The organism is Puia dinghuensis, assembly GCF_014642875.1.
Lineage (GTDB): Bacteria > Bacteroidota > Bacteroidia > Chitinophagales > Chitinophagaceae > Puia > Puia dinghuensis.
Map to the genome: position 1 here is coordinate 1,015,612 of NZ_BMJC01000001.1, position 11,943 is coordinate 1,027,554.

Annotated in this window: 8 protein-coding genes; 5 read left to right on the forward strand and 3 right to left on the reverse strand. The window is 53.5% G+C overall.

Features of this window, described 5'->3' with window-relative positions:
- Positions 1 to 678 (forward strand): gluconate 2-dehydrogenase subunit 3 family protein, encoded by a 678-nt coding sequence (locus IEY39_RS04020; protein ID WP_188928770.1) that lies wholly within the window; start codon positions 1 to 3, stop codon positions 676 to 678.
- Positions 679 to 731: 53 nt separating this feature from the next.
- Here IEY39_RS04020 and IEY39_RS04025 read toward each other — a convergent pair whose 3' ends face one another.
- The gene (locus IEY39_RS04025; protein ID WP_188928772.1) at positions 732 to 986 is read right to left on the reverse strand and encodes a hypothetical protein; all 255 of its coding nucleotides are present in this window, start codon (positions 984 to 986) and stop codon (positions 732 to 734) included.
- 401 nt (positions 987 to 1,387) lie between these two features.
- On the reverse strand, positions 1,388 to 3,433 hold the full coding sequence (locus IEY39_RS04030; protein ID WP_188928774.1) for a T9SS type B sorting domain-containing protein: 2,046 nt from the start codon (positions 3,431 to 3,433) through the stop codon (positions 1,388 to 1,390).
- A gap of 463 nt (positions 3,434 to 3,896) precedes the next feature.
- On the opposite strand from IEY39_RS04030, the gene IEY39_RS04035 reads away from it, so the two are divergent.
- The 3 genes from IEY39_RS04035 (at position 3,897) to IEY39_RS04045 (ending at position 8,493) form a co-directional block, all read left to right on the forward strand.
- Positions 3,897 to 6,116 (forward strand): sodium-translocating pyrophosphatase, encoded by a 2,220-nt coding sequence (locus IEY39_RS04035; protein ID WP_188928777.1) that lies wholly within the window; start codon positions 3,897 to 3,899, stop codon positions 6,114 to 6,116.
- A 275-nt stretch (positions 6,117 to 6,391) separates the two neighbouring features.
- A complete protein-coding gene (locus tag IEY39_RS04040) occupies positions 6,392 to 6,772 on the forward strand; it encodes a BlaI/MecI/CopY family transcriptional regulator (protein WP_188928779.1) in 381 nt (126 codons plus the stop codon).
- Between the two features lie 2 nt (positions 6,773 to 6,774).
- Positions 6,775 to 8,493, forward strand: a complete 1,719-nt coding sequence (locus IEY39_RS04045) for a M56 family metallopeptidase (protein ID WP_188928781.1) — start codon at positions 6,775 to 6,777, stop codon at positions 8,491 to 8,493.
- Here IEY39_RS04045 and IEY39_RS04050 read toward each other — a convergent pair.
- Positions 8,474 to 9,094 carry a WbqC family protein gene (locus IEY39_RS04050; protein ID WP_188928782.1) on the reverse strand — a complete coding sequence of 207 codons (621 nt, stop codon included), beginning with the start codon at positions 9,092 to 9,094 and terminating at the stop codon, positions 8,474 to 8,476. The genes IEY39_RS04045 and IEY39_RS04050 overlap by 20 nt on opposite strands.
- A gap of 421 nt (positions 9,095 to 9,515) precedes the next feature.
- Between IEY39_RS04050 and IEY39_RS04055 the strand changes: the two genes are divergently transcribed.
- Positions 9,516 to 11,939, forward strand: a complete 2,424-nt coding sequence (locus IEY39_RS04055) for an ABC transporter permease (RefSeq protein WP_188928785.1) — start codon at positions 9,516 to 9,518, stop codon at positions 11,937 to 11,939.
- Positions 11,940 to 11,943 lie beyond the last annotated feature (4 nt).

The following is an 11,943-nucleotide window of genomic DNA, read 5'->3' on the forward strand; positions in this document are numbered from 1 at the left end:
ATGGACAGAAGAAAATCAATAAAGGCGATCATCGTTGGCACCGTATCCACCGGGGTGCTGGTCGAAGCCTGCAATACGGAAGATAAAAAAGCGCCTGAACAGGCCCCCGTGGCTGAAAAGGCTGGCCCGGCATCCACGATCAACCGGATGAAGGAAGAGGCAGAACACGAGAAAGAAGTAATAGCCAAAACCTTCTTCACACCCGATGAAATGGCGACCATCACCATCCTTGGCGATATCATCATCCCAAAAGATGAAGTGAGCGGCAGCGCCTCCGATGCCGGCGTACCTGCGTTTATCGAATACATTGTAAAAGAGAAGCCCGAACACCAGACTCCCCTGCGGGGCGGCCTGCGCTGGCTCGATCTCCAATGCCTCAACCGCTATGGCAAGGCGTTTAAGGATTGTTCACATCCGCAGCAAATGGAGATGGTCGATGCCATCGCTTTTCCCAAAAAGGCCAAACCGGAGATGGCTCAGGGAGTCGCTTTCTTTAGTTTGATGCGCAACCTGACGGCAACAGGTTTCTACACTTCGGAGATTGGGGTAAAAGACGTCGGTTATATGGGAAATGTGCCCAACCAATGGAATGGGGTGCCGGAGGATGTGCTGAAGCAGCATGGGATGGCCTATACGGAAAAGGAGTTACGAGAATGCTACGATCCCACCAAAGCATAAAAAAAGAGGCCGTTCGGCCTCTTTTTCATTTATAAACGCGCGCAAGCGATCGGTCAATTGAAAATAGGTTTGAAATAATAGCCTTCTTCACTGAGAACAAAGCTGTTGGGAACAAAGCTCAAAAGGGATTTCTTTACCATGTCAGTGGCTTCCTGTTGATAATGAGCGCCTACTTCGGGGGTTTTCATGGCGAACTGCCAGCTTTGGATCTTTAAAAGGGCAATCCGGCTTTCCTGTAGAAGATAGTTCTCAAAACGACGGAATTCTTCAGCCAGGTAATTCTGATTATTCTGGATATACGGGGTCATAGGGATCAGTAATTAGTTTTAAAAGATATTGGATTTGGTGTAACTGGCGGACCATTGATCCGCCTCTAAGGGAAAACGCCGTCTATGGCGATTAATTGTGTAGCTCTTTTCCTTTTTATTCCTTCCGCCGGAATTTTTTTCCCATCCAGGGAAGATTTTCGATCGATGCCCAAACGCACAATATTTGTTTTCAATAAATTAGGAATTGGCATCCGATTAGTATTGTATAGATCAAACAGCTCTTACAAGATAACGGTTCACCTCAAGATATTACCTTACAACGTGTTGACGGCCATCAATAGTTAAAAGGTTTTTAGTTTCTTTCAGGCTTACAGGTTCTTCTACAAAAAAGTGCACGGCCCCACCATAAAAAAGTGGGGCCTTTGCATTTCCGCATCCCATCACCTTATCAACATGGCAGTCCCTTTCTGAAAGATATGTTTCCCCGTATCCCGGTCGGTATACTCAAGCATCCACACATAGGTTCCCGCCGGCTCGGGATGACCATTCACCGTACCGTCCCATTTCTGTGTCCATACATGCGACTCGAAGACCATCAGACCAAACCGGTTAAAGACCTTGAAGGTGAGATTATCGGCCTTGTATGCATTTAGAGGATAGAGAAAATCGTTCAGGCCGTCGCCATTGGGTGTAAAAGCGTTGGGCACCGCGATATAGCACGATCGCAAAACATCTATCTGCTGCGCGGCCGTGTCATAGCATCCGGCGGCATTGCCCACTATCAGCGTGACGGTATATTTTGTCTCGATACCCGTCTGAGGATAGACATGATCAGGCGGTGTCTCCCCGCTGTAGTTGGTGCCATCACCAAGTTCCCATATCCACGAGTCGAGGGTGCCGGTGCTCTTATTGATGTAGTGGGCATCATCCTTCGGACAAAGGATATTAGGAGCTTCCAGCCCGGCCTTGATGCCATTGTTCAATACCACCGACACGCTCGTCGTATCCGTACAATACCCGTTCGACACCATCAGCCGCGCCGTCTCCGTGCCAAAAACCGAATGGACCTGCGGCGGCGGATCCTGTTGCAGAATGGTATCGGTGCCATTAAATATCCATTGCCATTGGTTGACCCCGTCGACGGAAGGATAACCATATACAATGGTATCCGCCCTGCACCCCAGGTGTACCACATCGGTGAGCAGGGCCGCTGAAACCGTGTCGCCGGTGGTAAACGGCAGGCTCCCTGGTGGACTCTCCAGGCCGCACTCATCAACCAGGGTATTGCCATCGGTACCCGCTTTCAGGAAGATGCGGAAGCTACCGGCCGTCTGGATGGGAGCCGATAATTGCACCTGGATCCTGTTGGTCAATCCGTTCGCATCACATTGTCCGGAAGCTCCGGTGACGGTGACAGGGGACGAGCCCACAACGGTGAAGTCAGAGCCATCGGCGTCGATGGAAGAACAGGCAATTCTTTTGGAAAACACCAGCTGAAGCACCTGCGGGGCGCACCTGGGTGGAGTGAGGCTATCCATCGACGTCGGCTGTGCCGGCGTAAAAGAAAAGGAAACCGATTGCCCTACGGCAACAGGTGTACCACAAATGTCGAGCAGGGTATTGTTGTCCGTACCGGTATTCGCCGCCAGCGAATAATTGCCGGCTGGCAGCGGGCCATTAAGGGTGACAGTCACAGAATCCATATCGAAGCCGCTGCAATTGCCGGCAGAAGCCCCCACGATCTTCAACCCGGCCGGAGCCGGAGATAAGACAAAATCAGTGCCGTCGGCATCGAGACTGGAACATTGCATCCGTTTATTCAGGACTAGCTGTATCCGGCTGCCATCACAGGAAGCCGTCGCGGATTGAAGTGCGGGAGGCTTTGTATCTGTGATGCTGGCAGTGCCGCCGCCAAAGGACAGCTGGTAGCCGCTTTGATCACTTCCGCTGAAATGACTAACCAGCAGCAGGTAATCATGCCCCTGGATCAGGTTGGGCATTTTGCTGAATGGCGGTGGACCTGTGGCAGGAAGCTGCGTCGAAGCGCATTCGTATAAGGAAGTGGCCGTTGCTGATGTGCCGGTATTGCCCGTGACACCCGACCAGTTGGAGGCCACCACCAGGCTGGCATCGGAGAACACGGCATTAAGGGACTGGCCGGTAATGTCAAATAGCTCCCAGTCATAATCATCACCGGAATTATTAGGCTTGATCAGTAAACCCAGGGTACCAGCAGTAAAGCAAGTGAATTTGTACCAATAGGGATTGATAGCCTGGTATCCGCCTCCACTGCATGTAGGCGACGGTACATCTCCATTCAGACACACCGGGACGCTGTTTTGAGTAAAAACATTTGTCCCGCAAACCGGAAAAGCGGTGGCCGGCGTCTGCCCCACGGTAGTACAAGCCTGCGCTCTCACATCCTGCACTGCAGCCAGCATTCCGATGATAAATAAGAATAAGAAAAGCAGTCGTTTCACGAGCATGTACTACATAGTTATTAGCAAGACGTTGGTATTAGCGCCGGGGTTGTCTCCTTTGCCGCTTTTAAACCTGTAGAACAGCAAAAATTTATCCATTTCGGGACATAGGCTCCCAAAACGGGAAACATATGCTGATAAATAATATATAACAACCTAACTACAAAAAAATTGTGTCTTGGCATAGGATTCGGGGAATTTATAGTTAAGCTCTTTAGCCCTGGTTCTTGACCTAAACAACCTACGCTGAAAACCGGCAACGGTGAAAGCCTTCCAGAGGCCCGGCCCAGAGGTAAAGATGTTCTCATTCAAGCTCCGGTTTTTATTGAAGGATCCTTTCGTTATGAAGCGAAAGGATTTTTCATTATAATCAAATTTGACATTTTCCCCCTATTTTTGCCGTCCCTTAAGCCATCCGCAATAAGTAAACGATTGCAGTGATGAAAATGCTGTTAAAGGTCTACAACTTATGGACAAATTGATTTATGTAGTTCCCGTTCTGGGAGCCGTTGGTCTCTTGTACACGTTTATTAAGTATGCCTGGGTGGCAAAGCAGGATCCGGGCAATGTCCGGATGCAGGAAATCGCCAAGCACATCGCCGAAGGCGCTATGGCTTTCCTGAAGGCTGAATGGAAGATACTCTCTTATTTTGTCATCATAGCAGCCATCCTTCTGGCCGTGATGGGTAGCGCCAATCCGCATTCGCACTGGAGCATCGCCGTTGCCTTTGTCCTTGGTGCGATATTGAGCGCCACCGCCGGCTACATCGGCATGCGCACCGCCACAAAAGCGAATGTCCGTACGGCGAATGCAGCACGGACGAGCCTAAGCCAGGCTTTGAAGGTATCCTTCACCGGTGGTTCCGTCATGGGACTGGGTGTTGCCGGTCTGGCCGTCATGGGACTGGGCGGTCTCTTCATTATATTAAAAGCCATCTTCGCACCGGGCGCCGGGGTGAACTCCGATGAGATGAGGACGACCATCGAAGTGCTCACCGGCTTCTCGCTGGGCGCCGAATCCATTGCCCTCTTCGCCCGCGTGGGTGGCGGCATCTATACAAAAGCGGCCGACGTCGGCGCCGACCTCGTCGGTAAAGTAGAGGCAGGCATTCCCGAGGACGATCCCCGCAACCCTGCCACCATCGCCGACAACGTTGGTGACAACGTAGGCGACGTAGCCGGGATGGGCGCCGACCTCTTCGGAAGCTATGTGGCCACCGTTCTGGCAACGATGGTACTGGGCCAGGAGACCGTCTCCGACGACGCCTTCGGCGGCATGGCTCCCATTTTACTTCCCATGCTCATCGCCGGTGTAGGGATCATCTTCAGCATTGTAGGCACCCTCTTCGTGCGCATCAGCGATACAGCCGGTGTCAATACTTCCACCGTGCAGAGAGCCCTCAACATGGGTAACTGGGGTTCTATTGTCCTCACCGCATTGGCCTGCATCGGGCTGGTCTATTATGTCCTCCCCGAAACGATGACCCTGCGCGGCACCGAATTCACCAAATGGGGCGTTCTCGGCGCCATCGGCGTAGGACTGCTCGTCGGGACCCTGATGAGCATTATTACCGAATACTATACCGCTATGGGTAAGGCTCCTGTTCTGAGCATTATCCGTCAGTCCGGCACCGGTCACGCCACCAACGTCATCGGCGGGCTTGCCGTCGGGATGCAATCCACCTTTCTGCCGATACTCGTACTGGCAGGCGGTATCTATGGTTCATTCGCCTGTGCAGGTCTTTACGGTGTCGCCATTGCCGCCGCCGGGATGATGGCGACTACCGCCATGCAGCTGGCTATCGACGCATTTGGCCCCATCGCGGACAATGCGGGCGGCATCGCCGAGATGAGCGAACTGCCGAAGGAAGTGCGGGAAAAGACCGATGTGCTGGATGCCGTAGGAAATACGACGGCCGCCACCGGCAAAGGATTCGCCATCGCTTCTGCAGCCCTCACCGCCCTCGCCCTCTTCGCCGCTTTTGTCGGCGTCGCCGGCATCCAGGGCATCGACATTTATAAGGCCAAGGTATTGTCCAGCCTTTTTGTCGGTGGAATGATCCCCTTCATCTTCTCGTCCCTGGCTATCCAGGCCGTAGGGCAGGCCGCCATGGCGATGGTACAGGAAGTAAGACGCCAGTTCCGCACTATTCCCGGTATCATGGAAGGCACGGGCACCCCGGAATATGACAAATGCGTGGCCATCTCCACCCAGGCTTCCATCAAGAAGATGGTGCTGCCGGGCGCGATTGCCATCCTCTCCCCTCTGATCATCGGTTTTCTGCTGGGCCCCGAAGCACTTGGCGGCTTTCTTGCCGGCGCCACCGTTAGCGGCGTACTGATGGGCATCTTCCAGAACAACGCAGGCGGCGCTTGGGATAATGCAAAAAAATCATTTGAAAAAGGCGTGGAGATCAACGGCGAGATCCATTATAAGAAATCCGATCCGCACAAGGCTTCCGTCACCGGCGATACGGTGGGCGACCCCTTCAAGGATACATCCGGTCCGTCGATGAACATCCTCATCAAACTGATGTCCATCGTTTCCCTGGTCATCGCACCTACCCTTGCCTCCATCTTCCATACGCATGACGAGGGCGCAAAACACCGCGTGCAGCCAGCGGAAAAACAGGCGGTTGTCAGCGCCAGGACGGCGTCTCAGCCTCCTGCGACCATTGCATTGCATTAACAAAAAAAATGTAAAGATTTTTGAGGAAATTTCATTTCTAGGTTTATCTTTACAGCCTAACTTACGACACTAATCAGATCCAAATACCGAAGTCCCGTTGTTTCTACATCGGGGCTTTTCTTTTGTCCCCCCTGGCCGCGGCACAGAGCCTCCCACCGAAAGCCCATCATTAGCCATATGCCGCGGCCAGGTTATTTTACCCCGAAACCTGGCCGCGGCATTTTAACCAAAGATTTACGAAAATTGTCGTAAATTACCCCTCAAATTTTCATCTTATGCCTGCGAAGACGATAAAACCCACGGAAAGTGAGCTCGAGATCCTGCAAGTACTCTGGGAGAAGGACAAAGCAAGCGTCAGGGAAGTACATGAAGAATTGCTGAAAACAAAGGAGTCGGGCTATACCACTACGCTCAAGCTGATGCAGATCATGTATGAAAAAGGACTGGTCAGCCGCGACGATTCTTTCAAAACACATATTTACCAGGCCTCGGTGAGCAAGGAAAAGACCCAGCAGCATTTGCTGGGCAGAATGATCAACACCCTCTTTGGCGGCTCGTCCACCGCAATGGTGCTCCAGGCCCTCGGCAATCACAAGGCTTCCCCTGCCGAACTCGAAGAGATACAGCTGCTGTTAAATAACCTGAAAAAACAATAAACATGCACCTGTTGACCCAATCCGCTTTACTAAAGGCGCTGGGCTGGACGCTGTTGAATAGTCTTTGGCAAATGGGCCTGCTTTGGCTCAGTTATCAATTGCTGATCAGGATTTTCAGCCAGGCGCCGTCCCGTTTCCGGCATGGTCTTGCCCTCGCCCTGTTGGCGTTTGGCGCCCTGGGGTCGACAGTCACGTTTATCGACGCTTACTTTTTCAACGATGGCGGATGGGTAATATCGGGCGGCGGATACCGGCTGGCGGGGGCCAGCCGCTGGTTGGTCGATGTCGGGCTCTCCTCCTGTTCGTCCCTCTACCTGCTCGTACTCGGCGGATTGCTGATCCGCTATTCCCATCAATATATTCACTCCCGCCGCCTCACCCGCAACGGTCTTTCCAAAATGCCGGCGGAGTTCAGGGTCTTTGTAGCGGCTACCAGCCGCCGGATGGGAATCCATTCCCTGGTACACGTCTACCTTTCCGCGCTGGTGGACGTGCCTGTGACTATGGGATTCCTGAAACCAGTGATCCTCCTGCCGGTGGCTATGATCTGCCACCTGTCACCCCAGCAGGTGGAAGCGATCCTGGTGCATGAATTAGCCCATATCCGCCGGAAAGACTACCTGCTCAACCTTGGTGTTACGGTCATCGGCCTCCTGTTCTTCTTCAACCCCTTCACCCGGATGCTGATCCGCGATCTGCAAAGGGAAAGGGAACATTGTTGCGATGATGAGGTTCTCCAGTTCAACTATGACCCTCACGCCTATGTATCCGCCTTGCTTTCCCTGGCCCGGCAACACCGGCATGGCCGGCTTGCCCTGGCGGCAACCGGTGCAGGCGATGAGCAGCTGCTATTACAGCGGGCAAGGAGGATCTTGCAGCAGAAGAGGACCAATCGTCGTCCCGGCGCCCGGCCTTTTATCCTTTTCTTTCTGACAGCAACCATCACTATCCTCAGCCTGGCGCGAACAGGGCGAAACGACAACCGGCCACAACCAACTGCAACCCCCATAAATTCCGCCGTTGCACCCGTCGCCACCGCCAGCTCACCCGTTGCACCCGTCTCGGTCGAACTGGCCCTTGCCCCCATCGTAAACACCAGCGTACCGGCACCGCACCTGCATAGTCCCGCCGCCCCTCGTCACGAGGCCCCGCATTCCCACCCGGCAAAGCGCCAGCTTGTTCAGGCCTCTGACCAGGACCTCGCTGAAGCCGCGTTGCTCGGTTCGGTAGCCAGCACCAACGGCACCCCGGCCGCCAAAACGTTTGTCTTTACCCAACCGGTGACCCTCACCATTACGGGCCCCGACGCTGCCACCAGCTGGGATTATTCGTCTGACAAACCGAAAACTGATCACCGGGACCAGGAGGAGGCAGACGATCTTCCGCCGGCAGAAGGCCTTGTCTTCGTCCCCAATTCGAGCTTCTCTTTTAAAAGCATAGATACCCTCAGCCCAAAGGATCGGCTCACCTGGATAGAAGAGTCCACAGAAAAGGAGATCAGAGCTCAGGTGGTGCAGTTGCAGCGGGAGCTGATAGCCCAGCTTAGCCAGCTGCGTCGCCAGGAAGCCCAGGCCCGCGCACTTTCTTCCTCTTCCCAGCAACAGCTGAAACAGCTGCTGAACCAGCAGTTATTGCTCCAGCGGGATTACCTGAAAAGATTGGATGAGCTGCACCTGCGGCTAAAAAAGACCGTCCGTCATCTCACGACCGTATATATCTGATCGCGTTTTTGCCTTCACAAAACAGCAGATCCAGAATGGAGAGACCAGGTACGAAACCAGTGCGCTCTTCGAATACCTGGCGATAACGCGAGGTCGCCACCCCCCATACTTCCCGGGTCTTGGGTAAGAGGGTTTCCCGCATATCGACCCATTCCTCACCATCTGCATAACTTTTCTGATAGCTTTCCGTCAACCCGATGCTCGGGGTAAGCCCCAGCATCCTGAACGACCATTCGAGGCAGCTAAGGTCCCAGTCGATCAGGAAGTCAAACGGCTTCCGGTAGAGACTCTCCAGCTCATCCCGGTAGAATTCGAACCACGGCGATCGATTGTAACAGGAGACGATCGTCTTCCAGTGCTGCGCCTGCCAGGGCAATCCATCTGCAATTCTGACATCCCGTATAAAGGTCTTCTGATCCCTTCCTTTCACCAGAGGAATGCTGAGATCGACGATGCCTTCGGCCCCCGCGATCTGGCAGCGATTGCGAAAACTCATTTTTTGGTAGGTTTCGCATTGCTCTATAACGATATGTGTAAAATTATACGAATTTTTATAGAATATAACCGATGGAAAATATTGTATGTCAAATATTAACTTCATAATTTAATCCAAATTATAACAATTTTGTTTTATTTTCCAAAAACCAGCTCCTACATCCAAGATCAAGCCTCCATATCATGTATATAAATTTGATATAAACGCATATAAACTAATGAAAAACAATTTTTTAAATAACATTTTAATATGCTACTCCAATTAGCAGCCATTTTCTTGTCAAAATTCCTGCCTCCAATCAAAAAACACTAACCCTTTTAGCAGAGAAATTCCGGTGCTTTAAAAATACAAAACAATCCCGCATCGCCACCGGACAAAAAAACACCACCGCTTCACCCCGCCCTCCCTACCCCACCCCACATCCGCATGCATCCCGAAGAACCCGTCAATCTGGCAGCAAAAAAAATTGCAGCAAGACTGCAACCTTTTATATAACCCCGTTGTCTAACTGGTAAAACCAGCTACTATGTTTAACAACTCCCTGACCATCGCCTTCCGCAGCCTATGGCGGAATAAAACCATTTCCGCCATTCATATCCTTGGCCTGGCTCTTGGCATCGCCACCTGTCTGCTGATCATGCTTTTTGTCCGGCATGAATGGAGCTACGACCGGTACAACGATAAGGCCAATCGCATCGTCCGCGTCACCTTCCGCGGCCGGATGAATGGCGGGGAGATCAAAGAGGCGAACGTGATGCCCCCGGTCGCGGCTACCCTTAAGAAAGAATTTCCGGAAGTACAGGAAGCCACCCGGCTTCGGGCCAACGGTATCCACCGCATCAGCTACGGGACCCGAACCTTTCGCGAGGATGCGATGGCCTTTGTCGACTCCAATTTCTTCCAGGTCTTTACCCTGCCACTGGTGAAAGGAGACGCCGCCACCGCCCTGCTGCAGCCAAACACAGTAATCATTACCCGGTCTGTGGCAGAGAAATATTTCGGCAACGAGGACCCCATCGGCAAGGTGCTCACCTTTACGGATGACAACGCAGCCCTCACCGTCACCGGGGTCATCGAGGGCGTCCCGGAGAACTCCCATTTCCATTTCGATCTTTTTGCCTCCATGGCCAGCCTGCCGGAAGCCCGCAATCCCAGCTGGCTGACCTCTAATTATCATACCTACCTCCTCCTTCCCGAAGGGTATGATGCCAAAAAACTGGAGGCCAAACTGCCGGGGGTAGTCGGGAAGTACATCGGTCCCCAGTTGCAAAAAGCCATGGGAATAAGCCTTGCCCAGTTCAGGGCGAGCGGTAACAACATCGGTTTCTTCCTCCAACCCCTCACCGATATCCATCTTCACTCCGACCTGACAGGCGACTTGTCCGCACCAGGGGATATCCACTACATCTACATCTTCAGCGCGGTGGCGATCTTCATGCTGCTGATCGCGTGCATCAATTTCATGAACCTGAGCACGGCGGGTGCAACAAAAAGGGCCAAAGAGGTAGGCATCCGCAAGGTGCTGGGCTCGATGCGGGGCCAGCTGGCCGGCCAATTCCTGCTCGAATCCATCCTCCTGACGACGGTGGCAATGGTCATCGCCCTGGTCCTGGTCTGGTGGGCGCTCCCCGCCTTCAACCGGCTTGCCGGCTACCCCTTATCCCTCCACTGGAGCGATACCCCCTGGCTATTGCCGGTACTCCTGTTATTTGCGCTGGCGACGGGCTTGCTCGCCGGCGCCTACCCCGCCTTCTTCCTTTCCGGCTTCCGACCCGTTGCAGTACTGAAAGGATTGTTCAAAGCCGGCAGAACAAGCGTGGGACTCCGCAGCGGACTGGTCGTCTTCCAGTTCTTTATCTCCATCAGCCTGATCATCGGCACGGTGGTGGTCTACCGGCAACTGGCCTATATCCAGCACAAGAAGTTGGGGTACGACCGCGACCAGGTGCTCGTCGTCCAGGACACCTATTGGTTGGGGAATAACCAGGATTTCTTCCGGCAACAGCTGTTACAGGATCCGAGGGTCGCCGCCATAACCGCTTCCGGCTACCTGCCGGCCGGGGCTTCCTACAACAATAACTTCCTCATCTATGCCGACAACAACAGCAGCCAATTGGTCAACAGCCTGCGCTACCAGGTGGATGACAGCTATATCCCCACGCTTGGTATGGAGATAGCCGATGGGCGGAATTTTTCCAAAGCCTTTGGAACGGATAGTACGGCAATGATCATCAACGAGACGACGGCCCGGGTCTTTGGCTGGGGGAGAAAAGCCATCGGTCACACCCTCACCAGCCCGAACAATGACGACCACAAGACAACCTTCCATGTCATCGGGGTGGTAAAGGACTTTCATTTCAAAAGCCTGCACGACCTCATCACCCCCCTGGTGATGACCCTGGGTAGCAACCAGGGCACTGACCTCATCGTCAAGGCAAAGACCCGGGATATCGCCGGGCTCCTGAAGACCGCGCAGCAGAAATGGACCGCACTAAAGGCCGGAGGCCCTTTTTCCTATAGCTTCCTCGACCAGCGCTTCGAGGACACCTATACGTTGGAACAGCACATCGGCCGCATCCTGGGCATCTTCGCCGGGCTGACGATCTTCGTGGCCTGTCTGGGGCTGCTGGGACTGGCCACCTTCACCGCCGAACAACGGACAAAAGAGATCGGTATCCGCAAGGTGCTGGGTGCAAATACGGCGAGCATCGTCGCGCTGCTGTCAAAGGATTTCCTGCGCCTGGTAGTATTGGCTTTCTTCATCGCCGCCCCTATTGCCTGGATCGTAATGAACAGATGGCTCCGGGACTTTGCCTACCGCATCACCATCGGCTGGTGGGTATTTGTGCTGGCGGCAGGCCTGGCGATGCTGATCACGGTGCTGACGATCAGCCTCCGGGCAATACGCGCAGCAAGGGCAAACCCGATCGAGAGCCTGCGGACGGAATAAAAAA

Coding starts and splice junctions, on each gene's coding strand:
- IEY39_RS04020 (WP_188928770.1), top strand. CDS start 1: ATGGACAGAAGAAAATCAATAAAGGCGATCATCGTTGGCACCGTATCC.
- IEY39_RS04025 (WP_188928772.1), bottom strand. CDS start 986: ATGACCCCGTATATCCAGAATAATCAGAATTACCTGGCTGAAGAATTC.
- IEY39_RS04030 (WP_188928774.1), bottom strand. CDS start 3,433: ATGCTCGTGAAACGACTGCTTTTCTTATTCTTATTTATCATCGGAATG.
- IEY39_RS04035 (WP_188928777.1), top strand. CDS start 3,897: ATGGACAAATTGATTTATGTAGTTCCCGTTCTGGGAGCCGTTGGTCTC.
- IEY39_RS04040 (WP_188928779.1), top strand. CDS start 6,392: ATGCCTGCGAAGACGATAAAACCCACGGAAAGTGAGCTCGAGATCCTG.
- IEY39_RS04045 (WP_188928781.1), top strand. CDS start 6,775: ATGCACCTGTTGACCCAATCCGCTTTACTAAAGGCGCTGGGCTGGACG.
- IEY39_RS04050 (WP_188928782.1), bottom strand. CDS start 9,094: ATGAAGTTAATATTTGACATACAATATTTTCCATCGGTTATATTCTAT.
- IEY39_RS04055 (WP_188928785.1), top strand. CDS start 9,516: ATGTTTAACAACTCCCTGACCATCGCCTTCCGCAGCCTATGGCGGAAT.